14 protein-coding genes are annotated in these 16,899 nt (G+C 60.5%); 2 read left to right on the forward strand and 12 right to left on the reverse strand.

The genetic code is table 11. The features are described from left to right. Positions 1-2: 2 nt before the first annotated feature. The 5 genes from K3F49_RS07930 to K3F49_RS07950 all read right to left on the reverse strand — a co-directional run bounded on the left by K3F49_RS07930 (position 3) and on the right by K3F49_RS07950 (position 4,245). Positions 3-215 carry a hypothetical protein gene (locus K3F49_RS07930; RefSeq protein ID WP_234680318.1) on the reverse strand — a complete coding sequence of 71 codons (213 nt, stop codon included), beginning with the start codon at positions 213-215 and terminating at the stop codon, positions 3-5. Then, complete coding sequence (locus K3F49_RS07935; protein ID WP_234680319.1) at positions 212-1,165, reverse strand: carbohydrate ABC transporter permease; 954 nt, start codon at positions 1,163-1,165, stop codon at positions 212-214. The genes K3F49_RS07930 and K3F49_RS07935 overlap by 4 nt, the downstream gene beginning before the upstream one ends. Continuing rightward, complete coding sequence (locus K3F49_RS07940) at positions 1,162-2,121, reverse strand: carbohydrate ABC transporter permease (RefSeq protein ID WP_234680320.1); 960 nt, start codon at positions 2,119-2,121, stop codon at positions 1,162-1,164. The genes K3F49_RS07935 and K3F49_RS07940 overlap by 4 nt, the downstream gene beginning before the upstream one ends. A 100-nt stretch (positions 2,122-2,221) precedes the next feature. Continuing rightward, positions 2,222-3,568, reverse strand: a complete 1,347-nt coding sequence (locus K3F49_RS07945) for an ABC transporter substrate-binding protein (RefSeq protein WP_234680321.1) — start codon at positions 3,566-3,568, stop codon at positions 2,222-2,224. Positions 3,569-3,843: 275 nt separating this feature from the next. Further along, the gene (locus K3F49_RS07950) at positions 3,844-4,245 is read right to left on the reverse strand and encodes a VOC family protein (protein WP_234680322.1); all 402 of its coding nucleotides are present in this window, start codon (positions 4,243-4,245) and stop codon (positions 3,844-3,846) included. Positions 4,246-5,022: 777 nt separating this feature from the next. Between K3F49_RS07950 and K3F49_RS07955 the strand changes: the two genes are divergently transcribed. Further along, complete coding sequence (locus K3F49_RS07955; RefSeq protein ID WP_234680323.1) at positions 5,023-6,429, forward strand: tyrosine-type recombinase/integrase; 1,407 nt, start codon at positions 5,023-5,025, stop codon at positions 6,427-6,429. Between the two features lie 186 nt (positions 6,430-6,615). On the opposite strand, the gene K3F49_RS39625 is transcribed toward K3F49_RS07955, so the two are convergent. From K3F49_RS39625 to K3F49_RS07970, 4 genes are all read right to left on the reverse strand, one after another. Further along, the gene (locus tag K3F49_RS39625) at positions 6,616-6,723 is read right to left on the reverse strand and encodes a Rap1a/Tai family immunity protein (RefSeq protein ID WP_452100625.1); all 108 of its coding nucleotides are present in this window, start codon (positions 6,721-6,723) and stop codon (positions 6,616-6,618) included. A gap of 30 nt (positions 6,724-6,753) precedes the next feature. Continuing rightward, the gene (locus K3F49_RS07960; protein WP_234680324.1) at positions 6,754-7,104 is read right to left on the reverse strand and encodes a hypothetical protein; all 351 of its coding nucleotides are present in this window, start codon (positions 7,102-7,104) and stop codon (positions 6,754-6,756) included. Between the two features lie 138 nt (positions 7,105-7,242). Next, positions 7,243-7,677, reverse strand: a complete 435-nt coding sequence (locus K3F49_RS07965; protein ID WP_234680325.1) for a phage terminase small subunit P27 family — start codon at positions 7,675-7,677, stop codon at positions 7,243-7,245. A 645-nt stretch (positions 7,678-8,322) separates the two neighbouring features. Further along, positions 8,323-8,736, reverse strand: coding sequence for a hypothetical protein (locus K3F49_RS07970; protein WP_234680326.1), 414 nt, complete (start codon positions 8,734-8,736; stop codon positions 8,323-8,325). Positions 8,737-8,893: 157 nt separating this feature from the next. Here K3F49_RS07970 and K3F49_RS07975 point away from each other — a divergent pair, with 157 nt between their 5' ends. Further along, the gene (locus tag K3F49_RS07975; protein WP_234680327.1) at positions 8,894-9,334 is read left to right on the forward strand and encodes a Spy/CpxP family protein refolding chaperone; all 441 of its coding nucleotides are present in this window, start codon (positions 8,894-8,896) and stop codon (positions 9,332-9,334) included. An 879-nt stretch (positions 9,335-10,213) separates the two neighbouring features. Here K3F49_RS07975 and K3F49_RS07980 read toward each other — a convergent pair. The 3 genes from K3F49_RS07980 to aspD all read right to left on the reverse strand — a co-directional run bounded on the left by K3F49_RS07980 (position 10,214) and on the right by aspD (position 16,571). Further along, positions 10,214-12,979, reverse strand: coding sequence for a decarboxylase (locus K3F49_RS07980; RefSeq protein WP_234680328.1), 2,766 nt, complete (start codon positions 12,977-12,979; stop codon positions 10,214-10,216). Between the two features lie 268 nt (positions 12,980-13,247). Then, positions 13,248-14,723, reverse strand: a complete 1,476-nt coding sequence (locus K3F49_RS07985) for an OprD family outer membrane porin (RefSeq protein WP_234680329.1) — start codon at positions 14,721-14,723, stop codon at positions 13,248-13,250. Between the two features lie 234 nt (positions 14,724-14,957). Then, entirely contained in the window at positions 14,958-16,571 is a 1,614-nt protein-coding gene (aspD, locus tag K3F49_RS07990) for an aspartate 4-decarboxylase (protein WP_234680330.1), read from the reverse strand. Between the last annotated feature and the right edge of the window lie 328 nt (positions 16,572-16,899).

Genomic DNA, 16,899 nt, shown 5'->3' on the forward strand with positions numbered 1-16,899 from the left:
GCCTACTCCCGGACCTTCGACACGATGGTGAACATCACCGTGCCGAACAGGGTCGTCGCAAACGACCAGGAATACAGCGTCAGGGAGAATGGCTGCATCAGCATGACGACACCGGCGGCGATGATCGTGGTCGCTGCGGCCTCTAACGGACCACGGCGCAGAATGCGATCTGCAAGACCGCGACGCGCGATGGATGGGATGGCATCGAGGCTCATTTGCGTACCGCTCCAAAGGTGATACCACGCAGCAGATGCTTGCGCAGAAGCACCGTGAACACCACGATCGGCACCAGGAACAGCGTCGTGCCGGCGGCTACTGCGGGCCAGTCCTGTCCGCCCTCGCCGATGATGATCGGAATGAAGGGCGGCGCCGTCTGCGCATTGCCCGAGGTGAGAAGCACCGCGAAGGCGTATTCGTTCCAGGCGAAGATCAGGCAGAAGATTGCGGTTGCCGCGATTCCCGTGGTGGCCTGCGGCAGCACCACCTTCACGAACGCCTGGAAGCGGGTGTATCCGTCGATCATCGCCGCCTCCTCGTACTCGCGCGGGATTTCGTCGATGAACCCCTTGAGCAGCCAGACCGCGAGCGAGACGTTGACCGAGGTGTAGAGCAGGATCATTCCGAGCCGCGTATCCGACAATCCGATGGTGCGGTACATCAGATAGATCGGGATCGCGACGGCGATCGGCGGCATCATCCGGGTCGACAGGATGAAGAACAGCAAATCGTCCTTCAGGGGCACGCGGAACCGCGAGAAGCCGTAGGCCGATAGGGTGCCGAGCGCAACGGCGAGCACGGTCGAGCCGAACGCGATGATCAGCGAATTGACGAAGCGCGGCACATAGTTCGAGGGACCGGCGACCACCATGTTGCGGTCGCGTGCGATGCCGTCGCAGAGCCCCTGCGGCGGTCCCAGCGAGCGGATGAATTCCGGGGTCTGGCGCGAGCGGGTCGTGAACAGGTTGCAGAAGCCTTCGAGCGACGGCTTGAACATCACCTTGGGTGGATAGGAGATCGCATCATCCGGCGACTTGAACGCGGTGAGCACGATCCAGACCAGCGGGATCATGGTGATGACGGCATAGAGCACGACGAGCGAGCCGGCAAAACGCCGTGTCGTTGCCGACGGCTCAACGACGGAATGGGCTGCGGTGACTGAGGTCATCGGCTTTTCACCTTGTTCAGCGCCTTGACGTAGATGTTGGCGAGACCGAAGACCGTCACGAACAGGATGATCGCGAAGGCCGAGGAATAGCCGGTGCGCCAGCTCTCGAACGCGGCACGCTTGAGCGTGATCGAGGCGACTTCCGTGGTCGATCCCGGCCCGCCGCCGGTGAGCAGATTGACCATGTCGAACATCTTGAAATTCTCGATGCCGCGGAACAGCACCGCCAGCATGATGAACGGCAGCGCCATCGGCAGCGTGATCGACCAGAACTGCCGCCATTTCGACGCGCGGTCGACCTCGGCCGCCTCATAGATGTAGTCCGGGATCGACCTCAGGCCGGCCAGACAGATCAGCATCACATAGGGCGTCCACATCCAGGCATCGACGATGACGATGGCCCAGGGGCTCAGCGTGACGTCACCCAGCATCTGGAATGACGAGGCCGCGCGTCCCGTGAAGAAGGCGATGACGTAGTTGAACAAGCCGATCTGCGGTTGATAGAGGAACGTCCAGAAATTGCCGACGACGGCGGGCGAGAGCATCATCGGCAGCAGGATGATCGTGGTCCACATGCCGTGGCCGCGGAACTTCTTGTCGATGAGATAGGCAAGGCCAAATCCAAGCACGGTCTCGATCACCACGGTCCAGATCACGAAATGCGCCGTCACCTGCATCGCCGCCCAGATGTCCGGATCGGTCAGGATCGACTGATACCAGTCGGCCCCGAGCCAGATCGTCGGCACGTTGGCGCGATTGGCGCGGTAATTCGTGAACGACAGATAGATCGTCCACAGCAACGGGAAGATATTGATCGCCAGCAGCAGCAAGATCGTCGGCGTGATGAAGAGCCAGGCGAGCGTCCTGTCGGACAGGCCCCTGATACGACGCGCCATGCCTGACCGGACCATGACGGCCCGATAGGTGATCCGCGAAGAGGCACTCAATTCATTCATTGCGTCGACCGATCCTGGCACCGGGGCGTCGACGATGCGACGGTTCCGGTCATCGAAGGAAAGCCCGGAGCGCGAGCGCACGCGCTCCGGGCAAGCTATCTCAGAACTTCTTGCCTTCTTCCTTGAAGATGGCCTTCCAGTCCTTCACCAGACCATCGAGCGCTTCCTGTGCGGTGCCCTTGTCGGCCACCATATAGTCATGCACGCGCTTCTGCTCGGCCTGCAGCAACTGGGCGTAGGACGGCTCGGCCCAGAAGTCGACGACCATGCCCATCGACTGCAGGAATTCCTTGGCGAAGGGCGCGCTGGTCGGGAAGCTCGGATCGTTCAGCACGGACTTGGCGCAGGAATAGCCGCCGAGCGCCCACCACTTCTTCTGGACGTCGCCGCCGGAGAACCACTTGATGTATTGCAGCGCCTCGGCCTGGTTCTTGGAGTAGGAGACCACCGAGATGCCCTGTCCGCCAAGCTGCGTCGCCTGTCCGGCGGGACCGGCCGGATTGACGAAGAAGCCGATCTTGTCGCCGCCGACATTCGGGTCCTTGTAGAGGCCCGGGAAGAAGGCGAAGAAGTTCATCTGCAGCGCGACCTGGCCGGACTTGAAGGCATCAAGCCCCTCCGACATGTAGGAGTTGGAGGCGCCGGGCGGCGTGCAGCACTTGTACAGCTCCTTGTAGGCCTCGAGCCCCTTCACCGCGCCGGCTGAGTTCACGAACCCGTCCATCGCATACGGCTTCTTCGGATCGTCGTATTTGAAGCCGTAGTCGTAAAGGTAGTTCGAGACGCCCATGGTGATGCCCTCAGAGCCACGCTCGGTGTAGATCGAGGCGCCATAGACCTTCTTGCCGTCGATCTCGCGGCCCTGGAAGAACTGCGCGATGTCCTTGAGCTCATCGAGCGTCTTCGGCACGCCGATATCGCGGCCGTACTTCGCTTTGAAGTCCTTCTGCACGTCCGGCCGCGCGAACCAGTCCTTGCGATAGGTCCAGCCCACCGCATCGCCCATCGCCGGCAGCGCCCAATAGTTCGGCGTGTTCTTCGGCCACTCGGAGTAGCCGACGACCGTGGCCGGCATGTAATCGTCCATGCTGATTCCTTCCTTCTTGAAGAAATCATTGAGCTTGACGTACTGGCCGTTCTCCGCCGCGCCGCCGATCCATTGGGAATCGCCGATGATGAGATCGCACAGTGAGCCGTGCGAGTTGAGCTCGTTCAGGAATCGATCGGCGTAGTTGGTCCACGGCACGAATTCGAACTTCATGCCGATGCCCGACTTGGCGGTAAAGTCCTTCGACAATTCGACCAGCGCGTTGGCGGGATCCCATGCGGCCCAGCACAGCGTGATGGTCTTGCCTTGCGCCAGCGCGGGCGTGGTCCCCGCTCCGACGCCAAATGCGGCGGCAACGGCCCCGCAAGCCACTACAAGCGTCTTCATCGTTCGTTTCATGATGCGTTCCCTCCGAGTGGGCCGGCCATCGACATGGCGCGGCTTTCCTGTCCGCCCGAATGCTTCGAGCAGAGCGACACAGTCCTTGACGAGCTGAATAACTAAACTGGCGTTTCCTCGCGCCGCCCGGATTCTAGAGGCCCGGCAGGCTCGATTTGTTTAGTGAACCACCATTTACTAAACATTGCAAGCGAGGTTGGCGGATTCTTCGACGCGGACGCGTCGATGCGTTTCCGAACCGCGTTCTGAGGCAGTCAGTCGCATTCGCCGCGAGGCTAGGTCCGCCCAATCAGCTGAGCGATCTCCCAGACATGACCTGAAGGATCGGCGAAGGCTGCGGTTCGCCGTCCCCATGGACGGTCCATCGGGCCATTGAGGAGATCGACGCCCATCCCCTTAAGGGCAGAGCAAACCTCATCGACGTCAGCGACCCTGATCGTCAACAGCGCGCGGGCCCCTGGGGAAGACGGCGCAACCGGCAGCGGCTCGACGAGCTGAGGCGCCTGAGACATTGCGAGAAGATTGATCAGGAGCCCGCCGAATCTCAAGACAGACGAGACGGCATCCTCCCAGACTGTCTCGGATGTAAAAACCTTGGCGTAGAACGCCTTCGACGACGCAATATCATCGACGAACAGCGTGATCACTTCAACTTCGGCCGGCAGACCATTGACCATGTCGCCCCACTCCCCACCGCTAAGGCGCGTGCTTGCGCAAACGATACAAGCGCCGCGCCGAGAAATCCCACGATCTCACGATCTCGCGGCGTGGGCAATTCAGCGAGTTATGGATCTGGTTGAACAGGTCCGGCTCCGCCTCGGTATTCCCACAGGGACGAGACCAGGCGGAGAATCGTGCTCTTCACCAGACCGGCATGCACGAGCGCTTGTCCCACCACTGCGGCGTTTCCTTGCGAAAACATGACGCTGCGTTCTCGCGGCTGATTTCGCCCGAGCTTTGCGTGGTCGTTCCGCCCTCTTGATCAAGAGGGCGCAGGGAAGGCCGGGTGCTGACCTCGCACCCGCGGTCCGCTGCGCGAAGGTGTAGCGCAGGAAAACCGCACAGCAGCATACAGGTGGTGCCAATCACTCGGCCTTCCCTGCGCAGTGGGTTGACGGCTTATGCCGAGCTCTCCCGGGAGCCGAATTCCTTCTGGCCTCCCTCGCCTCGCGAATTGACAGTGCATTTCACCCGGTTGGGCTCCCTGCACCTCCGCAAAGCTTGACCGTAGCGACGACGGCCAGGACCACACGTCTATATTTTGGCACTCAGTGAAACTAACTGAAACTAAGATAACCCTATGAAATAAGGGGTTTTCGACTAGCCTTCTACATGGGCTGTGTTTCGGGGTTCACCAAATCTAGGGCCGGGACCTAAGCCTTTCAGCGTCCGCACGACAAACTGAAAGCTCAAATCCCGGCCCCTTGGTCTCAAGCCTCAGGAGCCGAAACCACATGGATACTACCATCACCGCCGTCCCCGCTGGCAAGCGCGGACGCAAGAGCAGCGTCATCCTGTCCGACCGCATGTGCGAAAAGCGAGTCGCCAAGCGGACGAAAGTCTACGACCGGAAATGTCCGGGTCTCTACGTCAGTATCACCGCAGCGGGCGTCGCCACCTTCTCGTTCAAGTTCACCGACAGGCAGACTGGCAAGCAGCGGACCGGCTGGCTCGGCATCTACAATCCGGAGACCTTCAAGGTCGAGGATGCTCGCGCTAAGGTCTACAGCCTCAAGGGCATGGGCGGCACTGCGCTGGCCGAGACCTTCCGCGAGCACAAGGCCGACAAGGCCAAGCGCGGCAAGACCATGACCGAGATCATCGACGAACGGATCGAGTGGATGAAGACGCCGGTCAAGAAGCCGGACGGCAAGATGCGGCCCCGGCTTGAGGCGTGGGAGGAGACGGCGCGCCAGCTCAACCGCTTCCTGAGGCCCCGGCTCGGCAAGAAGCTGCCCAGCGAGGTCACCAAGCGCGACATTGCACAACTGTCCGACGACATCGTCGCGGGCAAGTTCGGCAAGCCGAGCGTCTCCAACGCCCGGCACATGCGCAAGGCGGCCTCGGCCCTGTTCGGCTGGGCGGCCGAGCCGCCGCGCGAGTACGTCAGCGCCTCACCTTGCGTCAACCTGCCCAAGCTCGATCCGGAGCATCCCCGCACCCGCGTCCTGAACGAGAACGAAATCCGCGTCCTCTGGCACGGCCTCGACCGCGACGACCTGATGGCGTCATGGGACCGCCGGACCCGGCTGGCGTTGCGGTTCGAGTTGGTGACCATGTTGCGCTCAAAGGAGCTGCTCGGCGCGCAGCGCGGCGAGCTGTTTGATCTGGACGGCCCGCGCGCCCGCCTCGACGTGCCGGCGTTGAGGGTGAAGAAAAGGAGACCGATCCGGCAGCCGCTGTCCGACCTCGCTGTCGAGATCATCAACGAGGCCTTGCGCGGATCGAACAAGCAATTCGCCTTCGCCAGTTCGCTCGGCGATCAGCCGCTGCATCGCAAAATCATGGCAGAGGCGTTACGCGGGGTGACCCGCAAGGGGAAGGTGACGATCCCCGGCGTCTGCCAGTTGCTTGGCTTGAGGCCGTTCACGCCGCACAATTTGCGCCGCACGGCAGCGAGCTGGGCGCGCCTGATTGGCCAGCCAACATCGAAGATCGCGCTCTGCTTGGATCATCGTGTGACGACCGAGGACGGCATCAAGCTGCCCCCCGTCACTGGCAAGCACTATATCCACGCCGAGGAACGCGAGGTCACGGAGAAGCGCGAAGTCCTGCAGGCGTGGGCCGCCGAGCTGCGGCGGATCATCGGCCGGTCTGCCGGGAAGGCCGTCGATCAGGAGGAGCTGCGGCTCGCGGCGTGATCAACGAAATGCTGCGCGTGCGTAGCCTTTTGAGCGGAGCGGCCCAGTCGGCAACCTCGCCGGCCGGGTCTTTTCTTTTGAAACACCGTGAAACGCGCTGTTTGGCCGCTGGTGCGCCGGCCGGGTGGCCCGGTGTTCAGTACCGGCGGGGTCGATCGGGCGCATAGGCGGGCGCGGCGTTGCCTCTTAGTGGCAGGGCCAACGATCACGCACAGCCGCCATGATGACGCTGGCAAACCGATATTGTTTTTCGTCTGGGTGCGCCTGCATGAACGCGACGGTTGTTTTGATCATTCCTGTGGTGTTGCCAGCTCGGAGCGCCTGTCACCGCGCCCGCAGCGACCGCGTCAATGGCGCGAACGGGCCTCGCACCGGATGCCCGGACCGGTGAACGGTGACCGGCGGCGGTGCCGGGGCGGGCTTCGGGACACGCTGCGCCAGCGCGGCCTCGATGCCGTCACGGTCGCGCCCTGACAGCCGCTGCAGCCGGCCGAGCCGTTGACGGACGTGGTGCCAGAAGCGGTCGGCCTCAGCGATGTCATCGAGCCAGTCCTGACCGATCGCCGCGAGCCGGCACATCCGCCGCGATGCCGGCCGGCCCTCGATCAGCGTCTGCTCCCACAGGGTCGCGGTGACGGTCCCCGATGTGCGACTCCACGCGATGCAAAAGGGCATGATCGGCGCTCCCTTCTTCACAGATTTTCTGTGTAGCGTGTAAGATCGCTTGCGAAGGCCGCTGATGCGCGTTTCGGTCTGGTGAAGCCACCTCGACATATCGCACCACAGGTACCATTGCAGGCCCGATGGCGCTGTTCAGCTCCCGAGCAATCCGTCGAACTTCGATGCCGATGGCGGCGGCGTCACGCCGCTAAGCCTCAACCTTCCGACCGGCGTCAGGCCGAACGCGCTGCCAAACTTCAGCATGTCGGCCTGCGCTTGGCTCGCTATCCTGATCAGCGGATTGACCCGGCGTTGACCGGTCTTCGTCGTGAATGTCAGCTTGCCGTCACGTGCGAGCAGTTCCTCAGCCTGTCGCAATTGCGCGGCGGCGGTGCAGTAGACCGAGAACGCGCTGATGTCCAAGACGGTAAGCAGGCCGAGCCGGTATAGCTCCGGTGCGACGGCTTCCCATTCCTGCCTCGCGTAATCGCTCAAACGCGCGGGGGGCTCCGGACACCGGTCAGGGCGTGCAGGCTCCGGCGGGACGCGGGCGCGGCGCTTGCCGGGGTTGCCCTTGAGCAGGCGCAAGTGTGGATGTTCAGGCGGCGGACCAGGCATGGGAGCCTCCTTTCGAGCCCCACCCGCCCGCAATCTACCACGGTTTTGGCTGGTTGGGCTCAGGTCCGCCTGTGAGGTAATGACGGCCGTTGGATGCTCGCTCCGAGCGTGTCGCAAGTCCCTCCAGCAGCGAAGTGGCGGGATGCCTCATCGAAGGTCCGCTTACCGAGGCATAGCGGACGAGATTTGCCCGCGCTGAGTTCTTCGCGTTTTGACCCACTCCGGAAATCGCCGGCAGCCGAAAAAAAACCGTTCGACGCCGTCCGCGCCATGACGATCGAAAATCTGGAGAAATCACGGACCACAACGCAAAGCTATATCGACATGATCGAGAACAATGCGGAGCGTTTCCGGCGCCCGAGAGAATCAGATCGGCGTGTTCAAGGCCTATATCGAGCGACAAGTTGCCGCCAATCATGCATTCGTTGACAGGCTTTTGCGCGCTAAGGACCTCCCGGAAGGTCTTTCGCATCGAAATGGAATACTTCCAGGCCCAAATGCCAGCCGCTACTTGAAAACGCGACCGAGGTCAGCGCGAAGCTGGCCAATCTGTTCAAACGCCCCGAAGGCTGAACGGTTTGGTGGACTGCTTCTCCCTCGCTTCAGCGCTGATCGCTAGATTTTGCACCGGGAATATTTGAGGGTCATTCCCGGAATCTCCTCGATCGTCCGGTCGATCGTATTATCATCGATGATCTTCAGGCTGAATTTGACGTTCTGGTTCATGATCGAGCTTGCGCAGGCTGCGGATAATTCGAGGCTGTCATTGTTCTGCTTCGTCGATTCGATTGTGCAATGTGCGGCCTTGCCGATGATGCGATCACCGTTAATGACAAAGCCGGAGCCGTACAGATCCGAGAGCTCCGCGAAGATCACCTTATCACCCTCCCTAGTGAAGACGCGGTCACACAATTCAGCGTCGCTGGACCAAGCGCCGGAAAGCTCGAACGCGCCAGCTTCCTGCAGCGAAGCCAGCAGGGCGCAGGCCAGTAACAAACCAGCAAGGCCGTTTGGCCGGACGAAAAACATTGCTGTCTCCTTGAGAATGAGTGGACGCTACGGGCACCTATGGGCGCTCCTAGGATGCGAGAACATTGACCTAGATCAACCCCGCTGGCTAGCGTCGGATCGAGCATATCTTTGCGTAGCGCCGAAGTCCGGCGCTTCCCAAGAGGAGAGGCCTGTCATGCGTTTAGCAATTCCGGTTTTCGTTGCCATTCTCGCCTTTGCGACGGCGCCAGCACACGCTCAAGGCACGTGGCTTGAGACCAGAATGGTAAAGGCAATTTGCGGTGGCGGGGCGACGTCCGTTACCGATACTGACGGCCTAGCGAGGCGGCTTAAGCTCACCAATCCTCAAAAAGCGGCGCTGAAAGACCTGACCGATGCGTCGGCGTCTGCCGACGCTTCTGCGAAGAAGTCGCTGTGTGCTGACAAACCGGATCTATCTACGACGCCCGGCCGAATGGCGTTCGCGGCAAAGATGGCGGACACTAGGCTCGCCAGCCTAAAGGCAGTCGAGCCCAAGCTTCAGGCGTTTTACGATGGCCTGGACGAGAAGCAGAAGAAAGCGTTCGACACTGGCGGGCGTGTCGGCGGCATATTCGACTGGTTGGGCAAGAAATAAGGGCTAGGCTGCTGGAACGGCGGTCGGCGGCTTTTGCATGTCTGGAATTGGCCGATATTGTTGCGAAAGTCGTTTTTCGCCGATGACCAAAATTCTGCGGGCCGTGGGCGCGACTTTCGCGTACAAGATGCGAGGGACCTCACGGCCTCACGCAAAATTCTCAGGCGACTTCGGTAACGCGATTGAGGTCATACGAGTCAGCGGTCGATCGCTGCGCAATGTTTTCGCGAAAACTCTTGAGCCCTGCAACTTTCGACTTTTGCAACACAATCGGCCCTTAGCGGCGGTTTGCTCGATGGAAGCAATCCGTCTGCTCACGAGGGTTAAGCAGACTTCGCAAAAAAATCCCTCCAACCTGCGGCCGCTAGCGTTGAAGCGCCGCCGCGCTCGGAAATGCTGCGACTGCTATTTGTCGAACCGCCCCCCTGGACCGGAATGTGGTCGGGATAGTCTCAGCCCGCGTACATCAGGGCGCCGGGCAAAGAGCAGCACGATGATCGAGCTATGCGCTGATGGTATGTGTGAACGTCTTTGCGACGTCGAGGCGTTTGCATCTCAGCTCCACTAAGGAAATCAGCGAAAGATCAATCGGAGCTGCCCTGACAGACAGCAGGATGATTGATGGCGCGGTTCTCCAAGTTCTTTGTTTTGAAAACGAATGCCGCAATTCCTCTCCGTCCAAACGGTAGAGACGCTAAGCATGGCAGAAGGCCGGCCGTTAGCATCGTTGCTGCTCACTTGACCCAGGCCAAGCGATGCACTTCGGAGATCACCCGATTCCTACAAAAGCAGTCGCCAGCAGTCGACGTTCGTCGGCCGTCGGCATATTTGCGGGTCCGACTGCGCTTTCTAACAGTGCTTCGAGATCAAACGTCTGTGTTACGATTTTGCTGCAACCGCTTTCGACTTCAATGAGCCTGTCGGCCGTCCTACGCCGGCGATCTTGGCGAGCGCCTCCTGCTTCACCAGCTTGAGCCCCTCCTTGGCGTCGTAGCCATGGATCTCCTTCACATCGAGCTTGCGCATGAAGTCGATGGTCTCCTGCGTAATGACCTGTCCCGGCACCATGATCGGGAAGCCCGGCGGATACGGGATCACGAAACTGGCGGACACGAGTTCCGGACCCGCCTTCAGCCGGCGGTCGATCTCGGGATCGTTGAGGCGGATGAATTCGCAACCGGCCGCGTCATACGCCGTGTAGAAGCCGCTGCGGATGTCGCCCTCGTTGGTCTTGGTACCGGAATCGCCCCGGAAGCTCGGGTGGAAATGCGAGAAGTTCGGCAGGTCCGGCACGTCCTTCATCAGGCTGTTGACCCGGGCCTCGAACGTCTTCTTCGCGTTCGCCCCGCCCTGCGTCAGGCCGCGATCAACCTCGCCAGCGATCTCGGCCAGCACCCGGATGAGGTGAGCAACATCGCTCCGGGTGTTATTGATGTTCGACTGCACCAGCACCGAGTTGCGCGACGTCTTGTTGACCTGGATGTTGTAATCGTTGGCCAGGATGCCCTTGAATTGCGTGCCGTCGAAGCCCGCGGTGCCGCACACCAGCGTCATGCGGGTCGGATCGAGGCAGAACTCGTCCTCGTCCAGGCTCTTCAGCGTGTTGGCCCAGTTCACGCCGGGAGCGAGGTAGTCCGTAAAGCCGCTCTGGCGATATTCCGAGGGCACCATGGCGTCCGCGCCGAGGATCCGGAAGTATTTCGAGATCAGCGGATTGTTGTTGACGGCCTGGCGGATCGCGAGCGCAATTTCCATGGCGTTGGCGACGAGTCCATAGCCCTCGAGCTCCATTTGCCTACGCGAGACGTCCAGGCTCCCAATGAGCTGCTGGTTCGGACTGGTGGAGGCGTGCGTGAACACGGCTTCCTTGAATTGCTGCTCGACCGTGTAGAACTCGACGTCCTTGACCGACAGCATCGAGCCCTGCCGGATCGCGGACATCGACTTGTGCGTCGAGTTGGTCTGGTAGACCCGCAGGCGGATCTGCCGCGGATCGGGAATCAGCCGGGTCTTGAGCAGGAGGTCGTCCGACGGATTCTTGCCGCGTTCCGCCTGCTGCTTCTCATAGGCCGCGACCGATTTCGGATCGCGCATCCACGCCTCGATCTCATTGGCGGCTCCCATCGCGGTGCGTCGCCGCAGGAACGGCGAGAACCGTGCAAAGCCAAACCAGGCCTCGTCCCACAGGAAGATCAGGTCCGGCTTGATGGCGAGGCATTCCTCCATCACCCTGCGGGTGTTGTAGATGTGGCCGTCGAAGGTGCAGTTGGTGAGGTCGAGCAGCTTGACGCGGTCGAGCCGGCCGTCGGCCTTTGCATTCAGCAGCGCCTGTTTGATCGTCCTCAGCGGCACCGCGCCATACATCGAATATTCCGTCATCGGGAAGGCTTCGACATAGAGCGGCTGCGCACCCGAGAGCACCATTCCGTAGTGATGCGACTTGTGACAGTTGCGATCGACGATCGCGATGTCGCCGGGCGCCAGCAGCGCCTGCACCGCCATCTTGTTGGACGTCGAGGTGCCGTTGGTGACGAAGAACACGCGATCGGCGCCAAGGGCGCGCGCCGCCTTGTCTTGTGCTTTCTTGATGTTACCGGTCGGCTCCAGAAGGCTATCGAGGCCGCCGGTGGTCGCGCTGCTCTCGGCCAGGAACAGGTTCGGGCCGTAGAACTCGCCCATGTCTCGGATCCAGTCTGACTTGAAGACGGATTTGCCGCGGGCGATCGGCAGCGCATGGAAGGTGCCGATCGGACGCTGTGCGTATTTCTTGAGATTGTCGAAGAACGGCGTGTCGTAGCGATCCTGGATGCCTTCGAGGATCGACAGATGTAGCTCGAGCAGTTCCTCGATGGAGTAGAAGATGCGGCGGACCACGTTGGCTTCGGGGTTGCCGGCCATTTCTTCGACGTCGCGGTTGGACATCAGATAGATGTCGAGCTCGGGCCGCACCCGCTTGATGATATGGGCGAGCCGGAGTGCATCCGCGTCGGATTCATCGTTGAGACCGGCCGCGGCCGTGATGGAGCGGAGGATCGGCGCGTTGTGGCGCGAACGCAGGCCAAAGCCCTCGTTGATGACGACGGCTGCTATATTGGGGTTAAGCATGGTCGCGCAGAACGCATCTTCCAGACTGCCAACGATGACCGGCTCATAAACGAAGGGGTCGACCGGGCGACGCAGCTTGCGCCATTCAGCTGCGAGCGTATGCCATTGGCTGGACGAGAGCCCGGTGACGATCAGGGTCTCGAAATAGGGGCGCCGCGCCGCATGCGAGCCGAAGGTCGGCGGCATCAGATCGGGCGCCTCGCCATTGCCTTCGTCCTTGAGATTCCAGTCGCTGGCGTGCTGGCGGAACGACCGGGTCGTCAGCGTCTGCGTGATCCGCGTCGCAAGGGCCAGTGATGTTGCTGAATCGCCGGCTGAAGCGGCTTCACGCAATGCCGCCATCAATTGCAGGCCTGGGTAGCCGTGAAACTCTTCGGTTACCGACAGATCGGCCAGCGCCGCATCGTATTTTGCGCGATCACTGCCGCGGGCCCATGCCTTCGCGGCCTCCACCAGATCTCGCCAGTCGTCTGCCCGCCCCCCGGGCCCGGAAAAGAATTGATCGATGCGCTTCTGCGCGGACTTTGTGTCCTTGGACATGGCTGTCTCCCAATCCATGAGGCAAGCTGATGCGGGATCGTGAGTGCGGCGCTGGATGTTCCATTGATCCAAGTCAACGGTCGCGTGGTGTGAACGCCGGACTTTTGCGGCGCACTGCACCGGGATCGGTGGATACGTCATCGCGCTGGTGCATGCTCTCGAAGAGAGCCTTCTGATAAAGCCAGGGCGATTAACTGAAGACCTTCAGGAGCATGCTTCCTGGGCAGCGCCTCCAACGCATCGCGTGCGTGGTGGTATCCAAGTTCTGCTATTGGTATGAAGACGGTTTGGCTGCCGACGGCGGTGGGCGAAAGAGCACGGTGTAGTCAACGATGAATCGAAACTCCGGTTGAGTATCGCGCACGTTATCGTGTTGCCAAACATTGGAGTATTGCGTCTTGAGACGAAAACCTTTCAGCGGACCTTCAGTGGGACGATACTGTATCCAAAGGTCCAGCTCCCTTCGATCTGGAATCCCTACGTTGGTGCTGGCGTTGATGGCTCCCCAGCCCTGCGAATACCATGTGCCGGCGCTGAACCCGGAGAGACCAATCGTACCGAAATCGTATGCGACGCTGGCGCCGACCGCCTTTTCATTGGCGTTGTCGAATGACACCTGCTGCATGTCCGTGTAGTTCGGCTTTGTACCGTACTGCGAGAATATCTTAGATTCATTCCCGGTGATCGAAGCCACAGCGAACAACGTCCATCCGGCATAAGTCATCTGCCCTTTCGCGGATGCTTGATAGGTCTCGAACGGACTTCCGGTGAGTAGATCAGCTCCGATGCTGCGTTGCCCGATGACGTTGGCGCCGATGATCCAATTTGGAACACCCTTCGGCTGCTTGAAATCGTATTCTGCTTGGGCGAAGGCCGTGTTGACAACGTCCTGGACGTTGTAATCCATAGCTACGAGCGAGAGCCCAACAGTTGGCCGGAATTTGACCATCCCGTAGGCCGCACCGTGGTTGATGACATCGCTGCCGGTGAGCGCATCCGACATCTGTATGAAGTCGTTCGAGTCTCGCTGCTTGATAGTCCAGAGATAGCCGACCGAGTAATCGTAATTTCGATTCTTGTCTGGCAGGCTGACCAGCGTGGCGCCCTCGAACGTATTCGGCACCATGCGATTGTCTTGTGGGTTGATGAGGGGGGTATCCACTAATTGGCGACCGCCTCGAATTTCCTGGTCGCCGAGCTGCACACGCCCATAAATCTGTCCCAGCACGCCGATTGAATTCTGCGGCGGAGCCAGGAGCTTTGTGCCGCCCTCATCGGACGGAGCGAAGATCGGTTGCGAAGTATAGCCCGCTAGATGCACGCCGAACACGTCGCCGATTAGACCCGAACGAAATGCCAGCCAACCTCCGGCCGCCCAGGCCTGGGACTTCGATCCATCAAAGTTGTCGCGCGTCAAATAATATGTTCGGGCTACGAACTGCACTAAGGAATCGCGGAAGAAAGCTGGCGTCTCTTTGGAATACTGCCAGTAGATCTCGTTCATGTAGGGTTGCGGGGGAAGCTTGTTCAGGTTCCAGGATAGGCGTTCTTGATCTGCAATCTCCTGGCGGTCACTCGGCAGAAGTTGTTGCGCCTTGGATTCCGTAGCCACACCAACTGCAACAACGCAGGCTCCGATCCAACCCGCAATGATGATCCTTCTGGCAATTCCGTTCAGACGCGGAATCTGCTTCGACATGGGAGACCACGCACCGCATACCGGGAATTTGCTAAGAACGCTCATGTATCCTCCGGGGACAGCTTCGCCAATATCCTGCTGGGTAGCTGGCGGTTATTCTCAAGCTCGATTTTAAGCGATCCTTCTCTTGAACCGACGTTCCAGAATGGCAACACCTCAAGGAAATTCGCGTGGCTTGGGGGCAGAGATCGGCATGATCGCCCTCGCTGGTCGACGACCTTTGATCGAAAAGTATCGCACCGGCAACGCTCTATGAGGGGCCCCGTAGCCGCGTTTCCTTTAGCCTCCCTTGGCCGCCTCGTATGTGTCGCGGTATCCCCTGGCAATCGTTCGAACGCCCCGTCCGATATCATCGTAGACCTCATCCGGCAGGTTCGCCAGGGAGATGCGCAGCGACCATTCGGGGGCATCGAAGCCGCCACCGTTCAGCAGCACGATCCCGTGGGCCTCCGCCAAGCGAAACGCAAGATCGAGCGGATGGATGTGCTTCTTCAAGTAGTCAACGGCATCATCCCCGATGTTCTTCCGCGCCCAGAACTCGAAATCGATCAGACCGTAATAGGCGTCGTAGTTTGGATTGGGCGCCAGCTTGTCGGCAAGTCCCAAGCCATCGAGCAGCGCCCACAGCCGCTTGTTGACGATTTCCATGCAGGCGGTCTGATAAGCCTTCTTCGAATCCATCATCTCCGAGAGCGAGAAAAGGCTCATCATTACCTGCTGCGGCAGCGACAGGCCCGCAGTGTGATTGAGCGCGACATCGCGGCTGTCGGCAACGATGCGATCGATGAATTTCAGCTTGCGCGGCTCCAGCGTCAGCGGCCCGTAACGTTTGTCGAGCGCCTTCACAGCGTCATCAGGCAGCTTCGCGATCATCTTGTCGAAAATGTTGTCTTCATGAATGGCGATGGCGCCGAGCCGCCATCCCGTGCAGCCGAAGTATTTCGAATAGGAGTAAACGCCGATGGTGTTGTGCGGGAGTTCGCCCAGCAACGAGCGGAAACCGTGGACGAAGGTGCCGTAGACGTCATCGGTGAGCAGCATGAGATCGGGGCGCTTGGTCCTCACCAGATTAGCCAGCTTGGCGATCGTCTCCGGGCTCACCCCCATCCCGGAGGGATTGGCGGGATTGACGATGAAGAAGGCCTTGATCTTCGGATCCTCGAGCTTCTTGATTTCCTCGTCGGTAAACTGGAATTTGTTCTCCTGCGGCGCTCTTATTTGGACGACCTTGAGGTCGTAATCCTCCAGATGCGTCATCTCGATGTAGGGCGTGAAGATCGGCGTTCCCAGAGCGATGGTATCCCCGGGAAGCAGTAGCCGGTTGGCCTTCAGTGACTTGAAGAGATAGCACATTGCCGCCGTGCCGCCCTCGACTGCGTAGATGTCGAACTTTCCGGCCGGCCGCGGCTCACCGCAAACGGCCCACATCAGATATTCGTGCACGATCTTCTCGTTGTGCACCAGGATGCGATCCGGCACGGGATAATTGTCGCCGATGATAGAATCGACGAGCTCGTGGACGAAGGCGTCCGGATCGAAGCCGAACTTCTTGACGGCAAAGGGTAGCATCTCAGACAGGAAGCTCGCGCCTGGCATATCGGAGTGCTTGGCGAGCCAAGCCTCATAGCGTGCCGCGATGCCCTTCGCCTGCGGCATGCCGCCAATCCCGGCCGGGTGCTCCATGACCCGCTTGCTTTCGGTGATTGCGAACTGTCCCAGCAGGAAGAAGCCTTCGCGCGGCGTGGTGGCCACCCAGTTTGGATTGCCGCGGCCGGCGTTCAGAAACGCGGATTGCGTCCGTTTCGACGTCGCCTTCGCGAGATTGATCAGCTCGTCCTTGATCTCGAACGGGCTCAGCGCCTCGAATTTCTTCAGCGTCAAGATATCGGCCATATCAAACTCCCGAACTGTGCGATCGGTTGGGACGAGGTGGACCCCGCTCCCGCGCCTGCGCAATCACGTTCAGGATGATCGGCGGCCCCTGGTGTCTATTGATCTACCTCAAGACTCAGACGCAATGACGCCCCGAATCGCCATCCCGCAACGCAGCAAGACGATGTCGTCGGTGGGACCCGGATGCGGCGAGTTCAGCCGTTGCGCTTGACATAAATCAACATGTCCCGTCCGACCCGCTGCCTCATGTTAACGATACGGCTTCAGCGCTCGTCATCGGGTCTTCGATCCGCGAGGTCGCGCCGGAGCGAAGCGGGCGCGCGCCGAC

It is taken from the genome of Bradyrhizobium monzae (assembly GCF_021458635.1).
Taxonomy (GTDB): Bacteria; Pseudomonadota; Alphaproteobacteria; order Rhizobiales; family Xanthobacteraceae; genus Bradyrhizobium.